This is a genomic window from Vibrio sp. B183, assembly GCF_000740665.1.
Lineage (GTDB): Bacteria > Pseudomonadota > Gammaproteobacteria > Enterobacterales > Vibrionaceae > Vibrio > Vibrio coralliilyticus.
This window is the reverse complement of the sequence record NZ_JPQB01000002.1, coordinates 369,360-391,822: the sequence shown is the minus strand read 5'-3', so window position 1 is coordinate 391,822 and position 22,463 is coordinate 369,360. Positions and strand designations below refer to the sequence as shown.

At 45.3% G+C, this 22,463-nt stretch carries 20 protein-coding genes and 2 pseudogenes; 3 read left to right on the top strand and 19 right to left on the bottom strand.

The genetic code is table 11. The features are described 5' to 3' along the window. Nucleotides 1-121: 121 nt before the first annotated feature. From IX95_RS01950 to IX95_RS01915, 8 genes and pseudogenes are all read right to left on the bottom strand, one after another. Nucleotides 122-747, bottom strand: a pseudogene (locus IX95_RS01950) (recombinase family protein). Nucleotides 748-785: 38 nt separating this feature from the next. Then, on the bottom strand, nt 786-1,250 hold the full coding sequence (gene bcp, locus IX95_RS01945; protein ID WP_038156316.1) for a thioredoxin-dependent thiol peroxidase: 465 nt from the start codon (nt 1,248-1,250) through the stop codon (nt 786-788). A 174-nt stretch (nt 1,251-1,424) separates the two neighbouring features. Next, on the bottom strand, nt 1,425-1,928 hold the full coding sequence (locus IX95_RS01940) for a hypothetical protein (RefSeq protein WP_038156314.1): 504 nt from the start codon (nt 1,926-1,928) through the stop codon (nt 1,425-1,427). Beyond that, the gene (locus IX95_RS01935) at nt 1,928-4,123 is read right to left on the bottom strand and encodes a tyrosine-type recombinase/integrase (protein WP_038156312.1); all 2,196 of its coding nucleotides are present in this window, start codon (nt 4,121-4,123) and stop codon (nt 1,928-1,930) included. Before IX95_RS01935 ends, IX95_RS01940 begins: the two co-directional genes overlap by 1 nt. Before the next feature lie 11 nt (nt 4,124-4,134). After that, the gene (locus tag IX95_RS01930) at nt 4,135-6,483 is read right to left on the bottom strand and encodes a hypothetical protein (protein WP_038156310.1); all 2,349 of its coding nucleotides are present in this window, start codon (nt 6,481-6,483) and stop codon (nt 4,135-4,137) included. Beyond that, nucleotides 6,483-7,886 (bottom strand): tyrosine-type recombinase/integrase, encoded by a 1,404-nt coding sequence (locus IX95_RS01925; RefSeq protein ID WP_038156308.1) that lies wholly within the window; start codon nt 7,884-7,886, stop codon nt 6,483-6,485. Before IX95_RS01925 ends, IX95_RS01930 begins: the two co-directional genes overlap by 1 nt. Nucleotides 7,887-7,962: 76 nt before the next feature. Beyond that, nucleotides 7,963-8,310, bottom strand: a pseudogene (bcp, locus tag IX95_RS01920) (thioredoxin-dependent thiol peroxidase); the annotation flags it as partial. A gap of 12 nt (nt 8,311-8,322) precedes the next feature. Then, complete coding sequence (locus IX95_RS01915; protein ID WP_038156305.1) at nt 8,323-8,865, bottom strand: glycine cleavage system protein R; 543 nt, start codon at nt 8,863-8,865, stop codon at nt 8,323-8,325. 300 nt (nt 8,866-9,165) lie between these two features. On the opposite strand from IX95_RS01915, the gene dapA reads away from it, so the two are divergent. Together dapA and bamC are read left to right on the top strand one after the other, a co-directional pair. Then, on the top strand, nt 9,166-10,044 hold the full coding sequence (dapA, locus tag IX95_RS01910) for a 4-hydroxy-tetrahydrodipicolinate synthase (RefSeq protein ID WP_038156303.1): 879 nt from the start codon (nt 9,166-9,168) through the stop codon (nt 10,042-10,044). 55 nt (nt 10,045-10,099) lie between these two features. Then, entirely contained in the window at nt 10,100-11,125 is a 1,026-nt protein-coding gene (gene bamC / locus IX95_RS01905; RefSeq protein WP_038156301.1) for an outer membrane protein assembly factor BamC, read from the top strand. 74 nt (nt 11,126-11,199) lie between these two features. On the opposite strand, the gene IX95_RS01900 is transcribed toward bamC, so the two are convergent. Both IX95_RS01900 and rnt read right to left on the bottom strand, forming a co-directional pair. After that, nucleotides 11,200-12,525, bottom strand: coding sequence for a Na+/H+ antiporter family protein (locus IX95_RS01900; protein ID WP_038156299.1), 1,326 nt, complete (start codon nt 12,523-12,525; stop codon nt 11,200-11,202). Nucleotides 12,526-12,553: 28 nt separating this feature from the next. Beyond that, nucleotides 12,554-13,213, bottom strand: coding sequence for a ribonuclease T (gene rnt, locus IX95_RS01895; protein ID WP_006963080.1), 660 nt, complete (start codon nt 13,211-13,213; stop codon nt 12,554-12,556). A 204-nt stretch (nt 13,214-13,417) separates the two neighbouring features. Here rnt and motY point away from each other — a divergent pair, with 204 nt between their 5' ends. Beyond that, nucleotides 13,418-14,299, top strand: coding sequence for a flagellar protein MotY (gene motY / locus IX95_RS01890; protein ID WP_038156297.1), 882 nt, complete (start codon nt 13,418-13,420; stop codon nt 14,297-14,299). Nucleotides 14,300-14,346: 47 nt separating this feature from the next. On the opposite strand, the gene IX95_RS01885 is transcribed toward motY, so the two are convergent. The 9 genes from IX95_RS01885 to rsxA all read right to left on the bottom strand — a co-directional run bounded on the left by IX95_RS01885 (nt 14,347) and on the right by rsxA (nt 22,313). Then, nucleotides 14,347-14,784: a DUF2753 domain-containing protein gene (locus tag IX95_RS01885; RefSeq protein WP_006963078.1), complete on the bottom strand. Its 438-nt coding sequence runs from the start codon at nt 14,782-14,784 to the stop codon at nt 14,347-14,349. 116 nt (nt 14,785-14,900) lie between these two features. Next, the gene (gene gloA / locus IX95_RS01880) at nt 14,901-15,317 is read right to left on the bottom strand and encodes a lactoylglutathione lyase (protein ID WP_038156294.1); all 417 of its coding nucleotides are present in this window, start codon (nt 15,315-15,317) and stop codon (nt 14,901-14,903) included. 12 nt (nt 15,318-15,329) lie between these two features. Further along, nucleotides 15,330-15,971 (bottom strand): endonuclease III, encoded by a 642-nt coding sequence (gene nth, locus IX95_RS01875; RefSeq protein ID WP_006963075.1) that lies wholly within the window; start codon nt 15,969-15,971, stop codon nt 15,330-15,332. Between the two features lie 33 nt (nt 15,972-16,004). Further along, nucleotides 16,005-16,697 carry an electron transport complex subunit E gene (locus IX95_RS01870; protein ID WP_019277143.1) on the bottom strand — a complete coding sequence of 231 codons (693 nt, stop codon included), beginning with the start codon at nt 16,695-16,697 and terminating at the stop codon, nt 16,005-16,007. Further along, nucleotides 16,690-17,325 carry an electron transport complex subunit RsxG gene (gene rsxG / locus IX95_RS01865; protein WP_019277144.1) on the bottom strand — a complete coding sequence of 212 codons (636 nt, stop codon included), beginning with the start codon at nt 17,323-17,325 and terminating at the stop codon, nt 16,690-16,692. The genes IX95_RS01870 and rsxG overlap by 8 nt, the downstream gene beginning before the upstream one ends. 8 nt (nt 17,326-17,333) lie before the next feature. Beyond that, nucleotides 17,334-18,380, bottom strand: a complete 1,047-nt coding sequence (gene rsxD / locus IX95_RS01860; RefSeq protein WP_038156292.1) for an electron transport complex subunit RsxD — start codon at nt 18,378-18,380, stop codon at nt 17,334-17,336. Continuing rightward, nucleotides 18,380-21,139: an electron transport complex subunit RsxC gene (gene rsxC / locus IX95_RS01855; RefSeq protein ID WP_038156289.1), complete on the bottom strand. Its 2,760-nt coding sequence runs from the start codon at nt 21,137-21,139 to the stop codon at nt 18,380-18,382. Before rsxC ends, rsxD begins: the two co-directional genes overlap by 1 nt. 8 nt (nt 21,140-21,147) lie before the next feature. Then, nucleotides 21,148-21,732: an electron transport complex subunit RsxB gene (rsxB, locus tag IX95_RS01850; RefSeq protein WP_038156287.1), complete on the bottom strand. Its 585-nt coding sequence runs from the start codon at nt 21,730-21,732 to the stop codon at nt 21,148-21,150. Continuing rightward, the gene (gene rsxA, locus IX95_RS01845) at nt 21,732-22,313 is read right to left on the bottom strand and encodes an electron transport complex subunit RsxA (RefSeq protein ID WP_006963066.1); all 582 of its coding nucleotides are present in this window, start codon (nt 22,311-22,313) and stop codon (nt 21,732-21,734) included. The genes rsxB and rsxA overlap by 1 nt, the downstream gene beginning before the upstream one ends. Between the last annotated feature and the right edge of the window lie 150 nt (nt 22,314-22,463).

Here is a 22,463-nt window from a genome sequence, read left to right as displayed (position 1 = left end):
CTCGCCTAATGCGAGGCTTGCTCAGATTAGATTTCCTTATGGCTATCTATAAGGCCAAAAACACATTTAGGGGCAAAAACGAGTTTGCGAAAAGTGAGGGACGTCAGGCAAACTAGGCTTGCTATGAGAACATGTCCACCTGAAATTCAGCTTTTTTGTTATGAAGCCCACGGGCTTCCAACCAAGAGTAGAATCGACTTTGAGAAATCGATACACCACGTTCGTTTAGTTGCCTAAGAATTTCAGCTTTGGTGGTCTTTGTGTCGAGAAGGTTCAATATAAACGCTGTATGCTCATCAAGCCTTGATTTCACCTTCTGCCCCTTCTGACGACCAGATGATAGCCCTTTGGCCTTACGTTTAGCGTGGCCAGTTTTAGCTCGCTCAGAGCGCTTCTGGGCTTCTACAGCGCTGGCAAAAGACTGCCCAATAACCGTAATTTCAGCATTGTCAACGTTCTCTGAGTTTATGACGGTGTCGCTGTATGCTAAATGTAGCTCACCGTATGAGGTTATTTGACCAATGGCACCTACTAGCTCCATAACTTTATGGCGACCTAACCGAGTGATATCCGATACAATAATACTTTGTTGAGAGGTGATGAGAGAAAATAACTTCCGCTCGCTCAACTCTGTCTTGGTGGCAGACTCGTGCTCTTCTATCCAATCCGTTATTTGTATGCCACGTTTAGCAGCTACGCCTTGATAGCTTCTCTTTGTGAATCTGATACTCGAATGTAGCCAATCATGCCTGCCCCCAAGTTAAGAGTTAATTGCTCATGGAAGCTTATTTGCTGTTTAGGTAGTCTAATACGGCTTCATGGTGATCTTTGGTCTTGAACTTGTTAAATACATGCTCAAGGTTACCAGACTCATCAATCAGGAAGCTTGTTCGTACTACCCCCATATTTTCGCGGCCCATAAATTTCTTGAGTTGCCAAACATTGTACTTTTCACAAACTGTGTGGTCTTCATCGGCTAGCAAAGTGAAGTTAAGCTCTTGCTTGTTGATAAAGTTAGTTAATTTTTGCGGTGTGTCTGGACTGATACCAAGAACAACAACATTGTGGGCATCTAACTCAGCTTTAGTATCTCGTAACCCTTTAGCCTGAACTGTACAGCCAGGTGTTGAAGCGCGTGGGTAGAAATAGATCAGTACCTTTTTTCCCTGAAACTCGGATAGCGTCACTGGGTTATTGTCTTGGTTATTCAGGGTAAAATCTGGTGCGATTTGTCCAGCTTCGATTGCCATTGGTTTTGTCCTTACTTTCTCAATTAATGGTATTTGGCGTAGCGTTATTCGCTACGTCCTTTTTAGGGCATTTTTATTACGTTAGAGTGTACGTTTTTATCGTTAATTTAGTGTCCTGTCTAGCGTTCACACTAAACATAAACAGGACGACCTTTGAGGTTACAGTGCTAAAAGCTACTTTGGTTTTCTAAATTGGGGAGCAATAATATTATCTGAACGAGCCGATACGATTTTATCCATTGCCTTTTCGCGCTGACTTTCATGTAACATCTCCATAAGTTCTTGAACTACCTTAATATGAGTGGCAGTTTGAACGGCTAACGCTTCCTTATGGCTTTGAGCTTCGTCGTAATATTCTTTTTTCTTTTTATTCGCTTGCGCTCTTTCACCTTTCAGTGACTTTATTTCTTTTTGAAGAACTTCAATGGGGGAGTCAGTTGTTTCATCTTGAGCAACTTGTACTTCTAATGACTTATTTTTTATCATTAAAACAACGTCATCATGCCTTCTGAGTGCGCCAGCTGAAAGGCCCGCTTCTTTTTCAACATTGCTTTTGTTGATTTTGAGCTTGCCCTTTCGAGCTTTATTGCGCATCTCTCTCGATGTCAACTTCGCTACATCACCATCCAGCAGTCTTTCCAATGCTTTGATTAGCTTATTTTTGGTTATCTGTGACATTATGAAATCACTCCGTATGGGATAAGTAAGTTCTTAACTTCATCAGGAAAAATGACAGGCTCATAGTCGATACCTAAATCACCCATAATGCGTTCAGCTGCTTGAACTTTTATGTAAGATTCAGAAGCGGTTTGAGGGGTGAGTTCGTTGTTTTCAATATCATAAAGCATGTGGATTTCGGCTTCTTTGCGCTTTGCTTCAGCAAATACGGCATCAACGATGTAATCATTCTTGCAGTCTACACATTCCATTAGGTTAACGAGCGTTCTTAAACCACAGGTGGTCGAAGTACAGTATATCCCTGGCGCAACAGCATGAATGTGTCGGTTTTGAGTTCGAATTTGCTTTTTCCAATAGGTTAGAGATAACATCTCATTATCTACTTTATCCTTGAATAAATTTCGGTCTGTTTTCATCATGTTCTTAGCAAACTCTTTGCCTTTCCCTCCGGCAACCCGCTCCTTGTTTGCCAGTTTCTGATAGATATTCAAGTAGATACGGGCTTTCTGGTCGATTCTTTCTTCATCAATGGCATTGGCAAGAGTCTTTTTCTTTTGTCTAATCTTTTGGAATTTACTGGCGTTCCTAGCGTAGTGCCGGGTCATTGCCATAGACACATGACTAAATTGCTGTTTCAGTTGCGGAAAGTTACAAAGCTCGTAACCAATTAAGTAGTAAGCAAAAGAGCGGCGAAGTTGATGCCCTGTAAATTTATAATCATCACCCACTTCAAACGATAAATTTGGGTCAGATGTTTTTAGGTCAATAATGTCTTCATTGGTTAGCGCAAGTTCTTCGCCCATAGCATTTTCAAACCAAGCTTGAGAATGTTTCCCTAGTTGAATCTTAGTTACTTCACTACAGTCCTCTTTTATTTTATGGAAAAAAGATTGTGAGTCAGGATGAAGTTTTCTTAGTGGTACATGTAGCGCTTGAAGAACTTCATACGCTTTCATGCCGATTTCGGTAGTGACAAATTCATCTTGCTTTGATTGAGAGCCTTTAGTTGTCTTTGATAGGTTGGCATGGATAACGTGTATCTTCTGTCTTTTTATTATCTCAGTCGTGCAGCCCTGAACTGTGTTTAGGTCATACATCTCATCGGCTCTCATTCCTGTTCGAGCCATTAAACCCCATAGGCAGCCACCATTGAGCTTTGTAAAAAGCGATCGAGCTTCTGTAAGTCCCGTGATTGACCATTGCCCAATTGCTAGTTGGCGTTCGGTGTGGAACTTATCAATGTAGTCGTTCTTTATCTCTGGTTTATGAAGACGTATGAGAGTAAGTGTCTCTTCTTCATTTGGATAATTAAGCGTTGCAAAGGCTTCTTGAAAAGCAAATGTGCGCTTTGTATTTATTTTGGACGATTTCCCTAAATACCATTGAATATTACCGTTTTTTAATCTGGCTTCATCACTGACAAGATACTTGGCATAACCCTCATACGCCTTATCAAAGTAGGTGGCGATGTATTCTGCCAATTGCTCTAGCTCATCACGTAGGGCATAAGCTTCATTAATAAGGGCTTCTGACCTTTGAAGACCAAGATAGTAGAGCCTCTGAGGAATGACGGTAAATTGCTCAGCTTCTTTGATTACTAAACCAAAGTCAGAGGCGGTAAGCTTTTTGTTTAGGTTGACTTCAAACGGCAAACCTCTGGCTTCTTTGTAGAGGCGATTGAGTCCGGTGTAAATATCAGATCTTTCAAAGTCGATGCTGGTAAAACCCGTTAGCACCCAAGTTTCGAGTTGGTCAAAATTTAAAGCCGATAAGGTATTATACCCTTCATTTAAAAGTGGGGTAATGACTTTCTTTAGGTCTACTAATGCTTCTTTAAGAGTCGAAAATGAATGGTTATGAGGTGATAGCCACATCATTTTAAGTAAGAGGGTCTTAAGCTGATTTTTTAGGTTACGTTCAATAACTTTACCATCGAGCGTAAAATCAATGGTTAAGGTTTGCTTTGCTCTTGGCTCAAAATAAGGCTGTAGGTTTCTCCAGGCTTCATCATCACCAATTTTACCTAATGATTTACCCGTAACAGTAAAGCCAATCTCAAGGCTTTCGATCTCATCCCAATCACCACGCTCAATAGCTGGCTTTAAAACATCCATTAAGTAATTTGCATGAGCACCAACATTTTCTTGTGCTTTAAGAAGCTTATTTTGATGCTCTAGGTCAGTGAGTTTTATCATTTTAGCCTCCGTCAGTATATGGATAAAAGAGCGTGATCGAGATAGACTCTTGGGTGACGACCTTGGGAATTAAATCGCTTCATAGCCTCGTCATACACATCGTCACTAGCCCCGTCTAGCGTATATTCAAACTGTTCAATTTTCTCATGAATATCACTTTTCGCATCAGGGTACATATCAAGTGTTTCTTTAAGAACATCTATGTATGAAATGAGCTTATAAACAGCTTCAACGTCATCTACCGCCTTGGCTGATTGGCACTTGTAACACATATCAAATTCAGCACAAGGTAAGCTTAGGCCTACAGCATAGTTTGTTTCTCGCTGCGTGTTTTTGCCATCACTAATGGCTTGTTGCCCATTACAAGTTAGACCATTGGGGTTGGTTTTAGCATTCCCTGCTGTGCGCTTTTTTTCCCACTCATCGTGTGACAACATCGGAATGCCACGCCTTTTCACCACAATATCTTTTGCTTGCTCTAAGCTCGTTTCATCATCGAGGTTTTCAATGACCTCTATACTCTGAGATAGGATGACTTTATTTAGTAATGGATGCCCGTTAAGGTAACTTCTCTCTAACGTTTTCTTCGCGTTTTGGAGTAAGCTTTGAGCGCCTTGAATTCCACCTTCGGCATAGGCTTGGTGACTGGTCATTTCTCGCCAGCGACTCGATTGAAGAGAGATATAATAATGGTTTGGCTCAACAGACCAAGTGCGCATTAAATGTGATGAAATAGGGCTGATACCTTCCCAGTCTTTAGGGGTATTACCAACATTTCGTGCTAAAAGCAGCCGTTCATATCTCTTTGGCTGCTTGTCTGCTCTCTCTTTAGAAGATTGCTCAATATCTTTGATTAAAGCTAAATCAGAAGCTGGTACTTTAAAGAAACCACCTATGCCATTTCTATAGTTAAAATAAACGGTGACATTGCCATCACTATCTCTTTCAGAGTACGTGAGTGGAAGTAAAATACCTTTGAGTGGCAAGTCTGTATAGCAAGACAAAATACAGTAGGCGCTATTGGTTGCCCCTTGCCCTGCCTTGGCTTTGTTAGTTGCTTGTGTTTCTTTATGAACAACAGTGCGACCCAGGTGATTATCGACTTTCTTTAACGTGATTGTTTGTTGGTTTCGGTAGGCGTAAAACAGCTCTTTAAACCAAGGTAGGTTGCCAGCCCGATACGGAGATAACAGTTGTAGTTGGTTAACGAGCTTTTTATTTATCTCTTTCAAATCAAAGGCATGATTCACATCAGCGTTGTTATTGAGGGTGAAAATTAACTCAGAGCCATCTTCACTATTGCCATACAGCTTAGATAGTCGTTCGAGTAATAGAATAAACTTCACACCATCACGCTTATCAACGTCAAATTGCTCACCTACCAATAGAGCATCGACCTCTTTGTCCGCTCTGGGCTTATAGCTTGAGATTTTCACAACTTGCAGGCTCTTATCTCGCTCTTCGGTATGAACTTTAATTGGGTGGGCAATATTTCGAATGTTGCTGTCGTTCAGTGAGGTGAAATAGCACATCAAATGATATGCAGCGCCCATCGTAAGATTAAAAGCTGCTCTAGCGTTAATGTTTGTACCATTTTCACTTGTTCCGCCCCATTTAGAATCCAATGATGTAGGGATTGAAACCACTTCTTCATGTTCGCCAAGGGCAATAATAATAGGAAGCGCTTCTGGCAAAGGTGTATTGTTTTCTTTGGCGGCAATAAGCTGTGGTGCGAGAGTGAAGAATAAATGACTCAAACGTGTCACAAGAAGCTCTTCTTCTTCCTCTGAATATCCCTTATGTGACGTTTTTTCTCCTGCAAACCCCCGATGATGCAAAGCCCATGAAGAAGCTGGTAAGCCACACCAATCGAGCGCATTACGAAGGGATGAGAGTGTAGCCGGAGCTGAAGATTCTTTAATACCTAGCTCATCACCATGATTGTATTCCCATAGGTGTTTTGAAGGACTAAACATCTTGATACGATGCCTTAATTCACCATCATTGCCAGCAAACTTCAAATACCCACTTTCGGTAAATGGCTCAACATTTACCGCATCACAAAAAGCAAGATAGGAACGCAAGTTTTCGTAGAATCTAGTGGCGGTTCTTGCTGATTTACCATTATCGACATGTTGGTTGGCTTTCTCGCAAAACCGCCTAATAAATACTGCTCGGCTGTTTATTTTCTCATTTTCTTTGTTACACCCTAAATGCAATAAGTGAGAAACATCGAACTGCTTTGGTTTACTTAACGTCGTATTTTTATAAGGAATCGTCAGATTCAAAGGCACAACATTTTGACTATTGCGCACACGTTTAACGGAATTGGTTTGTCTGGTAATTTTACTTTTCGCCATTACGCCCAGCCTCCGTTTATTTTACGGTTTTTCGCTTTAGCCATGTTGATTTGGTCGTCAAGTTTATTCATGAACTTAATGTATTTCTCAGTGGTTGTCGTGCTTGCGTGTCCCATTAATTCTGCTAGTTCATCCATCAGGAAGTCATAGCCAACGGCACGCTTTTGCGACTCCTGCCAAAGCCAATGAGTTGCAAAGGTAGAACGTAAATCATGAATACGGTAATACCAAGAAGAGTCTACTTCACGTATCTGTTTTCGAAGGTTTGAAAAGTGCGTTTCTAAAGTGTTGCCTGAGTAGGGAGTCCCTTTATTTGAAATAAAGAGGTACTCTACGGCATCTAACACCTCACCTGACTGAACAAGCTCATTGCGCTTGTTTAGGTTCGTAAGTCGTGCGTTACTTTCTTTATATCTCTCTAGTTTTTCGTACAGTTCAATGGGAATTTCTACGGTACGTTCCTTACTACCTTTTGTGCGAGTAATTTTGACTGGTACTGCATCTAAATCACTGTAGTCAGCCTTTCCTATGTCGTGAGCGGGGAAGTGAATAGCTTCATCAATTCTTAGCCCTGCCTCAACACATAGCCGGAAGATTAATTCTGTCGCCTTTGTCAGTGAAGTTACATGTTCATTAAATAAAGCCTTGTGTTCAGGGTGCATGGGCTTGAGCTTTTTATGGGCGGGTGTGTTCTCTTTTTTAGGAAACATCCTCATAATATTGGAGGTTTCATAAGTACGGTTAGCGCCTGATTTTGTGTGAGCCAACATATCGTGCTGGTTTAACTCTTGATGCATTGTTCCAGTTGTGAAATGGGTAACAACATGTTGATCATCATTTTTGATGTAGCCATATTTTTGCATCCACTTATAGAATCCAATAACGGCACTCATATAACTTCTAGCGGTAGATAAACTAAAAGCTTCATCGCCATTAGCACCTTCAATATTATTGCAGTTCTTAAGTAGAAACTCCGCAAATCGCCAAGGCGCACCTTCTTCTTCATACCTCGATAGGGTTTTATAAGTTAGATATTCAGGTGGTATTTCATTACCATCTTCATCAATTTGAGAGTAGTGAGTGGAATCTAAATAACGAGTAAAAGCTAACAAGCCTTTTGCAATCGACCCTGTGTCTTTGACTTTTCCTTCACCACGCAATTTAGACACTAGGTATAGGGACTGTGGGTAAACAACCGTCCCATCAGGTGCAATGATGATATCGGTTTTCTTCAGGCGGGATTCCAGATTGGAAGGGGAAAGGTAGGGTGAGTGCGTCACTTCTCCAGATTCAGTATCGATACTCGCTGAAATTTGTAGCTTTGCTAATGTATCTACCTCGATGGAAAGTAGTTGGTAGTCATCATAAATATCAGAATATTTGTCTTCATGCGTTTCTATCACAAAACAACCCTCAATATGTTACCCGCATATCAAAGATAGATTTGTCATAAAAAATTATCAAGGTTTGTTGTCATGAAAATTTTCTAAGGGTGAACTTCTTCTCACCCCAAACACCGAATTGGTCTGCGGCTGCGTGGTCTTCATCAGACAACAGAGTGAAGTTGAGGTTGTCACGCTCGATAAACTTACCTAGGCGTTTTACTGGGTCAATGCTGACGCCAAGCACTACAACGTTATGAGCATCCAGTTCTGCTTTAGTATCGCGCAGACCTTGTGCTTGTACTGTACAGCCTGGAGTCATCGCTTTTGGATAGAAGTAGAAAAGAATCTTTTTACCAGCAAAGTCACTGAGTGACACTGTGTTGCCGTCTTGATCCAGCAGGGAAAATGCCGGAGCCGGAGTGCCAGCTGTTAGCGTGTTCATTGATTTTCCTTTTTATTGACTGTTCTTTATGAAGTTTAATGAGCCTTGAACGCCAAGGCTTGAGCACAATGCTTCGAATTCTTCCTGCAACTGCATCAAATTACAATCTGCATCAACAGTGGCCGTGATAGCAATATGGAACTGGTTTTGCGTAGACTGAATTTTCGCTTTATCTATGGTCTGCGCGCTGAGTGATGCAAGACCAATATTTTTATCAGCGAAGAACTGAGTGAATTTCTCTGTCAGCCCAACTTCATCATCAGATTCAACAAAGACTTCCAAGCTGTAAGAATTGTCAGCATGAGCATGTTGAGATGTACGTTTCATCATGGTGATGAGATCAAGTTCCTGACCTAATAAAGGCAGTGTAGTTTCGACGCGAGTGACCGCTGCATTGTTGCCGGAAAGCAGCATAATGAGGGTGAATTCGTTGCCAAAAAGCGCAATGCGACTATCAACAATATTGCATCCAGAGTGTGTGACCAGGTGAACCACTTGGTTGCAGACACCGGGGCGGTCCGTTCCTACCGCTGTAATCACCAGATGTTGAGTCATAATATCACTTCGAGCATTGTTATGATTATTAATGAGATAGCTTAGCACAGTTACTGAAGAGAAAAATGTCCGCTCAACAGAAATCTGATGCAATTTCCTGCACTCGTTGCTGACCCTGTCTGAGGGCTTGATATTTCTAACCTCAGGCTGACAACGGGCTGTAAAAAAGGCGTAAGTTGCCAAAGTTCTAACATCTGATAAATATTCACTCAAATAGGTGATTTAAGCGGGTTTAATCCCTTGTCTTTTTCAATCGCCTTACAGTACCATGCAGAAAGTATCTAAATTAGGGAGAAAGACATGTTTTCAGGAAGTATCGTAGCGTTAATTACACCGTTTAATAATGATGGCGAAGTAGATTACGTAAGCCTGAAAAAACTTGTGGATTTTCACGTCGAATCTGGCTCAGATGGAATTGTGGCCGTTGGCACAACAGGTGAATCTGCAACGTTAACCGTTGAAGAGCATGTCAAGGTTGTTACCAAAGCGGTAGAGTTTGCTGAAGGTCGTATTCCTGTGATTGCAGGGACAGGAGCGAATGCTACTCATGAATCAGTCACTTTCAGTCGTTTACTAAACAACTCTGGCATTGCTGGTTGTCTGAGTGTGACGCCGTATTACAACAAGCCAACTCAGGAAGGTTTGTTCCAGCACTATAAGGCGATTGCTGAAGAAAGCGACGTGCCACAAATCCTCTACAACGTGCCAGGTCGCACTGCAGTAGATTTGTTGCCAGAAACAGTTGCTCGTCTGGCAGAAATCGATAATATCGTGGCGCTAAAAGATGCAACGGGTGATTTAAGCAGAATTGCAATTTACCGTGAACTTTGTGGCGAAGATTTTATCTTACTAAGTGGTGATGATTCGAGTGGCCTTGATTTTGTTAAGCAAGGTGGCCAGGGTGTGATTTCAGTTACGAATAACATCGCGGCGGAAGATATGGCGAAAATGATGAAGCTTGCCCTTGAAGGTAAGTACGAAGAAGCCGAGATTATCAACCAACGCTTGATGCCGCTTCATAAGAATCTGTTTGTTGAGTCGAGCCCGATTCCAGTTAAGTGGGCTGCGCACAAGATGGGCTTGATTGCTCATGGTGACTTAAGGCTGCCGCTAACAGAGTTGTCTGAAAATGCTCGTCCAATTGTGGCACAGGCAATGACGGAAGCTTGCATCTACTAAATCAGAATGAATTGCCGAAGCACAAAGCTTCGGCATTTACTTATCAGGAGTTTCAATGAAATTGTCTCACCAGCTAGTTGTTAGTTCGCTAGCTGTTTTTGTTTTAAGTGCCTGTTCTGGTGACGCAACTCAGCGTCGTCAGGCGAAGGACGATTTTGATTACCTCAATACTCCGCCTCTGACTGAGTGGAATAACATCGAAGGTGTGAACCCGCGCAACTACACTAACTACCAGATCCCTCAAGGAGAGTTTAGTGGTGGTGTCGGTCGTGATGTGGATATTCGCCCACCACAACAGGTTCTGGAGTTGATCCCAGGCGCGCGTGCAGAGCGAAAGAATGGCGAAGTAACGCTGTGGCTATTGCGTGAAGATGAGCTGGATAAAGTCTGGCAAACGGCGCTGAAGATGCTGCAAGAGCAGAACATTGCTATTCGTGAGCAAACGGATAATCGTATCGAGACGGATTGGGTTAGCTGGCAGTCTGAAGACGAAGACGCTGAAATCGGTTCTCGCTATGAAATCACCAGTGTTGAAGCGAATAATCGTTACGGCTTTAAGATCTCTTTGATTGATTGGCGCGAAGCAGGCAAACAAATGCCAGTCTCCACGACGAATAAAGAGCGCTACAACGCCTTGATGACCAATCTAGTGACTGCTCGTTACGACTTGGATATTCGTGAGGAAGCAGCTCGTCGTGCTCAAGAGCTGGTTAAGCAGATCCCGATCTCTATGGGCATTGACCGTAGTGGCTTCCCAGTGATCATCGCACGTACTCCTTATAACGTGCTGTGGCCTCGTCTGCCTAAGCTTCTCCCTGAAATGGGCTTCACCATTGAAGAGCGCAACCAATCACAAGGGACAGTGAAAGCTAAGTACGCTGCACCAGATGATGCATTCTGGACTGAGGTTGGCGTTAAGCCGATTGGCCTTTCATCAGGGACTTACACTTTCCTATTTGGTGATTTAGGTAACCGTACTTCTATCAACGTTACTGACTCTTCAGGTAAGCCTGTAGAAGAAGAGCTGCTGAAAGATATGGTGCCAGTCCTGTCTGCGGTGGCGGACAAACACGCTAAGTAACCTCCAGTGGGTAATAAAAAAGCTGACTATCAAAGTCAGCTTTTTTTATGTCTGTTGTTTTGCTTTTGGCTCGGTTAGAGAACCATAGCCGCAATCCAACCAAACACAATCAATGGGATGTTGTAGTGAACAAACGTCGGCACTACGGTTTCCCAAATGTGTTCATGTTGACCATCAGCATTCAGGCCAGACGTAGGGCCAAGTGTTGAGTCAGAGGCTGGAGAACCCGCGTCACCCAATGCAGCTGCTGTACCAACTAGAGCAATTGTTGCCATTGGCGAGAAACCAAATGCGGCAGCCAGTGGTACGTAGATCGTTGCAATGATCGGGATAGTTGAGAACGAAGAACCAATGCCCATAGTGACCAAGAGGCCAACAACCAACATCAGAAGAGCGGCCAGCGGTTTGTTGTCACCGATACTAGTCGATAGTGCTTCTACCAAAGACTCTACTCCACCTGTTTGCTTCATTACGGCAGCAAAACCAGCGGCGGCAATCATGATGAAGCCAATCATCGCCATCATATGTACGCCTTTTGTGAACACGTCATGGGTTTCTTTCCATGCGATCACACCACCAAACGTGAAGACCATGAAACCTGCTAGGGCACCAATGATCATTGAACCTGTGGTTAGCTGGACAGTAAGTGCAGCGATGATACCAGCACAAGCAATTAGGATGTTCTTTTTGTTGATTGACGGCGTGTTTTCTTCAACGTGTGTCAGCTCCGTTTCCTTGTATTGACGAGGCTTACGGTAACTAAAGAAAATGGCTGTCAATAAACCGAAGATCATACCTGCTGCTGGCAGCAACATAGCGACAGGGACTTGGCTTGCCACGACGGACTCCAAACCATTATCGTGCAGGTTTTTGAGCAGGATACTGTTGAGGAAAATACCGCCAAAGCCAACTGGTAACACCATGTAGGGTGTCACTAGACCAAATGTCAGCACACAGGCAATCATACGACGGTCTAGATTGAGCTTCGCAAAAACGCCTAACAGAGGTGGAATAAGAATAGGGATGAAGGCGATATGCACAGGTACGACGTTCTGAGAAGACATAGTCACTAAGATCAGTGCGATTAACACTGCGTACTTAAGACCTGTCGAAGCAGAGCCGTTTTCTTTACCGTGAATACGTTTGATGACACTGTTTGCTAGCAAATCGGTGATCCCCGATTTAGATATAGCGACAGCGAATGTGCCAAGCATAGCGTAGCTTAGTGCAATCGTTGCACCGCCACCTAGGCCACTTTCAAATGCAGCAACAGCATCATTTAGGTCCATGCCAGCAACGAGGCCACCGACGATAGCACTGAATGTCAGGGCGACCACGACATTCACGCGCATCAGTGCCAGAAGCAGCATGATACATACTGAAATTACAACAGGATTCATAGTTTACTCGATTGTTGTGTTTACTTTTTTATTTATTGTTTTCTGCGTCTTCGTCGATCAAAGGCCAACCGCCAAGAGCTTTCCATTTGTTGACGATGCCGCAGAATAGTTCTGCCGTCTTTAACGTATCGTAAAGGGCAGAGTGGGCTTCTTTGTTGTCAAAATCCATCCCAGCGGTTTTGCACGCTTTGGCTAATACAGTTTGACCATAAGCCAACCCACTTAGCGTTGCGGTATCAAACGTTGCAAAGGGATGAAAAGGGACGCGTTTTAGCTTGCTACGTTCACTAGCGGCCATCACAAAGTTGTGATCAAAAGTTGCGTTATGTGCAACCATAATCGCTCGGCTACAATCAGCCGCTTTTTGTTCTTTGCGCACAAGCTTGTAGATCTCTTTGAGGGCTTCGGATTCAGGTACCGCACCACGCAATGGGCTAAACGGATCATGAATGCCGTTAAAATCCAGAGCTTCCTTCTCGAGGTTTGCTCCTTCAAATGGCTCAACATGGAAGTGGATGGTAGAAGCGGGCTGAAGCTCACCATTTTCATCCATTTTAAGAGTGACGGCACAGATTTCTAACAGTGCATCCGTTTTGGCATTAAATCCTGCGGTTTCAACGTCGATAACGACAGGGAAATAGCCACGAAATCGTTTTTTGAGCGTCAATGCTTCGTTTTCTACAGTCATGTTGGCCTAGTATTATGTGACAAGGGCAGCATTATTGCAGATTCTCAGGGCAAGAAAAACCGGATTGTCTAATTAATAACGTTCTGTGGTTATTGATAGAAGTGCAGCCAATCATTACGTTCTTGGCTAGGTTTTTGCATTGTAGGTGTTGTAGAAGTATCAGCGGCAACATTGCGCCGTGCTAAGTAAGAGAATCCGTACCCCATGAAAAGACTGTTAGTCACTAGCCTAACATTAACACTTGCTTCTGTTGCCAGCTCCGCTTCGGCAATGGATGTTCGCTATGCTGCTAAACCCCAGCAGTCACAGTGGCAGATGATTGCAAATACGCCACTAGAGTGTCGCATGGTGCACCCGATTCCAAATTACGGTGACGCGGTATTCTCATCCCATGCCAGCAAAAAGATCAACCTCGATTTTGAGCTGAAGATGAAGCGCCCTATGGGTAAAACCCGAGATGTATCTCTGGTTTCAATGCCTCCCGTATGGCGACCAGGGGACAGCGCTGAGCGTATTACTAATATTCGTTTCTTCCAGCAGTTTGATGGTTATGTGGGCGGACAAACGGCATGGAGCATTCTCACAGAGCTGGAAAAAGGGCGTTACCCAACTTTTAGTTATCAGGAATGGCAAAGTCGTGATCAGCGTATAGAAGTCTCATTGTCTTCTGTCTTGTTCCAGCACTCCTACAATGCGTTTAGCGACTGTATTGCAAATCTGCTGCCATATAGCTTTGAAGATATTGCTTTCACCATTCTGCATTATGACCGTTCAAGTGTGCAGCTAAACAAAGCGTCGCAGAAACGGTTGGCACAGATAGCAGAATACATTCGCCATAATCAGGATATTGATTTGGTCTTGGTATCGACATACACCTCGAATGAAGAAAGTAAGAGCGCCAGCCAGAATTTGTCTGAGCAACGGGCGGAAGTACTGCGTGACTACTTTAAATCGCTCGGTTTACCTGAGGATCGGATTCAAGTTCAAGGCTATGGCCGCCGTCGTCCGGTTGCAGACAACGCTTCACCGCTTGGTAAAGATAAAAACCGCCGAGTAGTGATATCACTGGGGCGGACCCAAGTCTGATAGTAAAAAAGCCAGCGTAATGCTGGCTTTTTTACTGTTCATTCCGATTAGTTAAGTCGGAACTTAGCGATTAGGTTACAGTTAGTGGCAGTGTCTATATCCTGCACCAGTTTCGCTATCTTAGGATTTGGGTGTCGTTTCATGAATTCGATCAGCGCTTTTTTACAGCAGCCCATTGAGTCGACGAAGGCATCACAGTCGCTATTTGGACATTGAGGCACCAAGGTAAGGACTTTTTCTGAAGCTAGCTGAAGGTATTTGAGTTCGTATTTAGTATCGCCAACCGTTCGCCAAAACGAAGCCATGTTGTGGCAGGAAATCACGGAGATCATCAGTCGGTCTTCAACATCAATCTCATTGGAATCACCAATTCGCTCACTTAATGTCAGCGCTTGTTGGTAGTGAAGGATGCTACGCAGGTGATCATCATCGTTCATTGCTAAATCAGCCAGTAGCGTGTGTTTTTCCCACTCGGTGATGCCCATTGTCTTATAACTCTCCGAATTCACAATATCTTGATGTTAAATGATAATTATTATCATGTAAAGTGGAAATAATAGGGCAGCTGAATGCTGCCCTATAGAATCAATGGTTGAGGCGATTACCCCTCAAGGCCTGCCGACGCTTGTTTGTTTTGGATAAGTTCCAGCATATAACCATCAGGGTCTTTTACGAAAGCAATGTGAGTCGTTCCACCTTTTACAGGTCCCGGCTCACGAGTGACATTGCCACCGGCGGCTTTGATGGCATCACAGGTTTGGTAGATGTCTTCAACGCCAATCGCGATATGGCCGAATGCGCTACCCAAATCGTACTCTGTTGTGCCCCAGTTGTAAGTCAGTTCAATCACAGCACCTTTAGATTCATCACCGTAACCCAAGAAAGCGAGAGTGTATTCATACTCTTTGTTTTCATTGGTACGCAGTAACTGCATTCCCATGACTTCAGTATAAAACTGGATCGATTTATCTAAATCACCTACACGTAGCATAGTGTGTAAAATACGCCCGTTTGACATTGCCTTGCTCTCCTAGTTTTCTGGGTAAACTTTTTCTTTAAATTCGCACAAATCTTCGATGATACAACTGCCACAACGAGGTTTACGTGCAACGCAGGTATAACGCCCATGAAGGATCAACCAATGGTGTACATCGAGTTTGAATTCTTTGGGTACGACTTTGAGTAGCTTTTCTTCAACCTGATCGACATTTTTCCCCATCGCAAACTTAGTACGGTTTGAGACGCGGTAAATATGAGTATCAACGGCAATCGTCGGCCAGCCAAAAGCAGTGTTGAGTACAACGTTGGCGGTTTTGCGCCCAACACCTGGCAGAGCTTCTAGCGCTGCTCTGTCTTCGGGTACTTCACCATTATGTTGGTCAAGCAGGATACGGCAGGTTTTAATTACGTTCTCTGCCTTTGAGTTAAACAGGCCGATAGTTTTGATGTACTCTTTGACGCCATCGACACCCAAATCAAATAACCCTTGCGGTGTGTTAGCCACAGGGTAAAGTTTGTCGGTCGCTTTATTCACGCTGACATCGGTAGCCTGCGCGGACAAGAGCACAGCAATTAAGAGTTCGAAAGGTGTACTCCAGTTGAGCTCAGTCTGAGGGTTTGGGTTGTTCTCCCTTAGGCGTTCCAGTATTTGTACTCGTTTTTCTTTGTTCATTTTGAAGCTGCTTTCCAGTGTGTAAACCAGATATTACTGGTTAGTGACGCGAGCTCGTTCAATGGTCGGTTTTTCTTGTTTTGGCTGACGAGCTTCTAGTTGTTTATCTATGATGTTTTTCAGTGCAATGAGTAACCCAACGCCAATAAAGGCACCAGGCGGAAGTAGCGCCAGTAAGAAGCTGTTATCAAACTGGAATATTTCAATGCGCAGGGCACTTGCCCAGCTGCCAAGTAACAGGTCAGCGCCATCAAATAGGGTGCCGTTACCAATCACTTCACGCATGGCACCTAAGACAACAAGGACGCTGGTCATGCCTAGGCCCATCCAGAAACCATCTTGTGCAGAAGGCAATAAATCGTTCTTCGAAGCAAACGCCTCGGCTCGGCCAATGATGATACAGTTGGTCACGATAAGAGGGATGAAGATACCCAAAGACAGGTAAAGACCGTAGGCGTAGGCGTTCATCAGCAGTTGAACACACGTTACCAGAGCAGCAATGATCATTACGAAAACTGGGATTCGTACTTCTTTTGGCACGTAATCACGTACCAGAGAAACGGTGACGTTAGAGCCGACCAAGACCAGTAAGGTAGCGATGCCCAACCCCAAAGCATTGGTCACTGTTGAAGACACAGCCAACAACGGACAGAGACCCAGCAGCTGAACTAGTGCCGGGTTGTTGTCCCACATACCGTTTTTAATCAGTGTTTTGTGATCACTCATTGTTGCCTCCACAATTGCGTGGCTGGTTCTGAATTTGTGCACGATTTTTGTTCACAAATTGTACTGTATTTTTCACTGCTTTGACGACGGCTCTCGGGGTAATTGTTGCGCCAGTAAACTGATCGAATTGCCCACCATCTTTACGTACTTTCCAATCGGCTTCGTTTTCTGGCGTAACTTTCTTGCCAGCAAAGCTCAGGATCCAGTCGGTAACTCGTAAGTCAATTTTGTCCCCTAGTCCAGGTGTTTCTTGATGACTCAGAACTCGTGACCCTAGAACCATCCCATCTTGCTCGATGCCAACAATGATCTTGATTGCGCCGTTATAACCGTCTGGGGCGATCGCCTCTATGGCCAATGCTGTCGGCTCGCCATTTTTACTCGCCATATAGACGGGCATAGCTTCATCAGTTCCCAAAGCGGGATCTGAGACCATTGTGCAGGACTCGTACAAGCTGTTGTCATGCATCTCAGGAGGAATCACTTGGTTGAGTACAGACAGCAGTTGAGCCTGTTCTTGCTGGCTGATTTGGTCTTTAGTCAAATAGTGCGTGAGCGCAACGACACCTGTTGAAGCACAGGCGAAAATCGCGAGTATTGCACCGTTCTTGCGAATAGCGTTTAACATGCTGCTCCTTAGTGGCCGTACGTTCGAGGCTTAGTGTAGTAATCAATCAAAGGCACACACATGTTGCCAAGCAGTACTGCGAAGGCGACACCGTCAGGGAAGCCGCCCCAGCTGCGGATAATGAATACCATAGCGCCAATGAACGCACCGAAAATCAGTCGGCCTTTCACCGTCGTAGACGCAGACACTGGATCAGTGGCAATAAAGAAAGCGCCAAGCATGGTCGCTCCGGAGAGTAGGTGGAGCAGCGGAGACGCCGTCTCTCCCGGAGTTAAGATAGCAAACAAGCCGCTCATCACCGTCAAACTGACAACGAAGCTGACCGGAATATGCCAGTTAATGACTCTTAATTTGATCAGCAGTAGGCCACCCACTAAGTAGGCTAAGTTAACCCACTCCCAACCGATACCTGCCAGACCACTGAACTGAGGCTGGTGGAGAGCTTCTGCAGCGGTATTACCTGTATGGAGTGCGGTCTTGAAGGCATCGAGTGGCGTTGCCATGGTAATGCCATCTACACCTGTTCGAATCTGCTGAAGTGATAAGCCATCAAGATTGAAACCAGTGAAAATCAGTGAAAACGCATCGCCTAAAGAGCTCGTTGTCGGTTGCAGTTCGGTAGGTGAGATCCAACTGGTCATTTGTACCGGGAAGGAGATCAGCAGTACAACATAAGCAACCATTGCGGGGTTAAATAAGTTTTGGCCAATACCGCCATAGAGGTGCTTCGCTATCAAAATCGCAAAAATAAGACCAATGGTGATGAGCCACCACGGCGACAGAGGTGGAATCGCAACCGCAAGCAGCCACGCAGTTACAATCGCGCTATTGTCCCGCAATGCCGACATCGGATGGCGTTTACGAGCCAACATGACACCAGCCTCAAGCAAAAGCCCAAGAATGATGGCAAAGCTGAGCTGAATTAATGTTCCCCACCCAAAAAAGTAGGTCTGGGCGAATAAGCCGGGTAATGCACACAGCGCTACCCATTTCATCAGGTCGGGGGTGCTTCTGCGACTATGAGCGTGGGGTGAGCTGGCAATGAAAAAGGCCACTACTCGTTCTCCTCAAATTTATTACTCTGTTCGCGTTCAGCTTTGCGTGCTTTGGCGCGTGCGATAGCGGCAGCCACAGCCGCTTTCTTCGGATCCTCTGCGGCTACTTCGGTGCTTTCTGATTTAGTAGTGACAGGGGCCGACTTTGCATCCTGCTGCGCTTTACGTGCTTTGGCACGCGCAATGGCGGCAGCGACCGCGGCTTTCTTCGGATCCTCTTCGGCTACTTCAGCGCTTTCAGATTCAGTGGTAACGGGTTCCGATTTGCCTTCTTGCTGCGCTTTACGTGCTTTAGCGCGCGCGATTGCGGCAGCTACAGCAGCTTTCTTAGGATCCTCTTCGGCTAATTCAGCGCTTTCAGGCTCAGCTGTGATGGGTTCTGACTTACCTTCCTGCTGCGCTTTACGTGCTTTAGCACGCGCAATAGCGGCAGCCACCGCGGCTTTCTTCGGATCCTCTTCGTCCACTTCAGCGCTTTCAGGCTTAGCGGTGATTGCTTCCGGTTGACCTTCTTGCTGAGCTTTACGTGCTTTAGCGCGAGCAATAGCGGCAGCAACCGCGGCTTTCTTCGGATCCTCTTCGGCAACTTCAGCGCTTTCAGATTCAGTGGTGACGGGTTCCGATTTGCCTTCTTGCTGCGCTTTACGTGCTTTAGCGCGCGCGATTGCGGCAGCTACAGCAGCTTTCTTAGGATCCTCTTCGGCTACTTCAGCGTTTTCAGGCTCAACGGGGACGGGTTCCTGTTTGCCTTCTTGCTGCGCTTTGCGTGCTTTAGCACGCGCAATAGCGGCAGCGACCGCGGCTTTCTTTGGATCCTCTCCGGCTACAGCGTTTTCCGGTTCAGTAGTGATGGGTTCCGATTGACCTTCTTGCTGTGCTTTACGTGCTTTAGCACGAGCAATAGCAGCGGCAACGGAAGCCTTTTTATCTTCAGTTGCTGAATCAGTACCGTTATCCTGTTGAGCGGCTTTTTTCGCTTTAGCGCGCGCAATCGCTGCTGCAACCGCATCTTTCTTATCACCGGATGAAGTTGCTGGCGTAGCCTCTTGAGTCTTCTGAGCTTTTTTCTCTCTTGCCTGACGTTTGCGTTCTTCACGCAGTTTTGCCATTTCAGAGTTGTCAGGCTCCGCATCACCTGCTTGCATCGCAGCCGCTTGCTTGGCTTTTGCTTTAGCGATTGCGGCTGCTACCGCAGGTTTAACTGCGGGTTCATCTGATTTCGCTTTAGATTTCTGTGCTTTTACGCGCGCAATGGCTGCAGCAATGGCATCATCGCCGCCGGTTTTCTTCATATCTTTGCGACGATCATCTGCCGCTTTCTTGAATCGATTCTCGCGCTCTGCTTTATCACGCTCAAGTCGCGCTTTCTTCTCTTCAAAGCGGACTTTAGCGCGTTCTGCTGCTTCGGACTCTTCTTTGCGAGTACGCATCTCAGCTTTGGCTTGGCGGTAGTATTGCACTAGCGGGATTTCACTTGGGCACACAAAGGCACAAGCGCCACATTCGATACAATCTTTAAGGTTGAGCTCTTCGCATTTGTCATATTCCTCTGCTTTTGCATGCCATTGAAGCTGCTGAGGGAGCAGTGAAGCAGGGCAGACTTCGGCACATTGACCACAGCGGATACAGGCCATTTCGTACTGATTGGGTGAAATCTCTTTACGAGTTGGAGCCAGAATGCAGTTCGCGGTTTTGGTAATCGGAACGTTGGCATGGGGAAGCGTAAAGCCCATCATAGGACCACCCATGATGAGGCGAGGCAGCTTTTTATCTGCTTTATAGCCAAACTCGTCGAGCAGTGATTGAACGGGTGTACCAATCAGTGCTTTGACATTACGCGGCTGCTTAAAGGTATCGCCGGTCAGAGTAACGATTCGCTCAACCAGAGGTTCGCCGTCACAAACAGCACGCTTAATGGCTTGCAGTGAACCGACATTTTGCACCAATAAACCAATATCCGCTGGAATACTGTTCACCGGCACTTCTTTGTTGGTCAGTATCTTAATCAGCTGCTTCTCACCACCCGATGGGTATTTGGTGGGAATGACGCGGATAACGATGTCTTTGTGCTCTGCAGCTTGCTCTAACGCTTTGATGGCTTGAGGTTTGTTGTCCTCAATACCAATAATGGTCAGCTTAGGCTTTAAGATGTGTTCAACAATCTCGATGCCTTTAATGACTTCATCGGCATGTTCTTGCATCAACATGTCATCGGCAGTGATGTAAGGCTCACATTCTGCCGCATTAACAATCAGAATCTCTGTACGAGCCAATCCAGCCTGGATCTTCTTTGCGGTTGGGAAGCCTGCGCCGCCCATACCTGACACGCCAGCTTGACGAATAATCTCAATCAACTCGTCTGGTGTGCGTTGGGTAAAGTCGTTATCTGTCTTGCGTTCAATCCAGCGATCTTCGCCATCTGGAGTAATGACGATACAAGTTTCTGCCAGACCGGATGGGTGGGCAGTAGTGCGAGACTCTATCGCTGTGATTTTACCGGATGTTGGCGCATGGACCGGAAGCATGAAGCTGGTGTCGTATTTAGTCAGCGGCTGACCTTTGAGTACTTGCTCGCCAACTTCCACTGTGATCGTGCCCGGTTTACCAATGTGTTGCTTCACTGGCAGAACGATTTCTTGTGGAATACTCGCTTTGGCAATCTCGCTTTTAACCGACTGCTTTTTGTTTTCTGGTGGGTGGACACCCCCTGGGAAATCCCAAAGTGCGCCTGACTTAATTTGTTCGATGAGTGACAGCATACCAGTCCTTAATTCACGCCATTCTGCGACTTGGCAGAATCGGTAATATCAACAACAGGAATGGCGTCCAGTTGCCACTTCCAGCTCGCTGTAGTGGTTTCTACAGGAATCATTTCAATACAGTCCGTTGGACAAGGTGCAACACACAGGTCACAACCGGTACATTCGTCTTTAATCACCGTGTGAAGAGCTTTAGTACCGCCAACAATCGCATCAACCGGACAAGCCTGAATACACTTAGTGCAGCCAATGCACATGTCCTCATGAATAAATGCGACGGTTTTGACGTTGCCATCCAGATCGTGTGCCGAATCTGTTGCCTCGACGCCCATAAGATCGGCCAGCTTCTCGATGGTTGCCTGACCGCCAGGAGGACACTTGTTGATCTCGTCGCCATTCGCAATCGCTTCGGCATAAGGACGACAACCCGGGTAGCCGCACTGACCACACTGGGTTTGAGGTAAAATGTTATCTATCTGATCGACAATCGGGTCTGCTTCAACTTTAAAGCGGATCGAGGCAAACCCTAATATGGCGCCAAACAGTGCCGCAAGTGCTGCTAGGGCCAGTACAGCAATAAGAATAGCGCTCATTACAATTTCACCAGTCCAGTAAAGCCCATGAATGCTAGCGACATCAGACCGGCGGTGATCATGGCGATTGATGCCCCTTTAAATGGCGCAGGTACATCGGCCGCTGCGATACGCTCACGCATAGAGGCGAAGAGGATGAGAACTAGTGAGAAACCGACTGCTGCACCAAATCCATAAATGATAGATTCGATGAAATTGTGGTTTTCGTTGATGTTAAGCAGGGCGACACCTAAAACCGCACAGTTGGTTGTGATCAGCGGCAGGAAAATCCCCAATAGGCGATAGAGCGTCGGGCTGGTTTTATGCACCACCATTTCGGTGAACTGAACCACAACGGCGATCACCAGAATAAAGCTCATGGTACGCAAATATTCCAACCCTAAAGGTTCAAGAATGTAGCTTTCCACAAGATACGAGCACACTGAGGCTAAGGTCAGGACAAACGTGGTTGCCAACCCCATTCCGATTGCTGTTTCCAGCTTCTTGGAAACGCCCATAAATGGACATAGGCCCAAAAACTTCACCAGTACAAAGTTGTTGACCAGCACAGTGCCGACCAGCAACAAAAGATATTCGGTCATAATTATATATTTAAGAGAATCCGATCCCGATATTATCCTGCTTTGCTGAGTCAATAACAACCAACGAAAGCTAGGGTTTTGTATTGTTGAATAAAAATTATACGGGATATTCCCGTTATCGGGGCTAAATTAGTGGCTAAACCTGTAAAA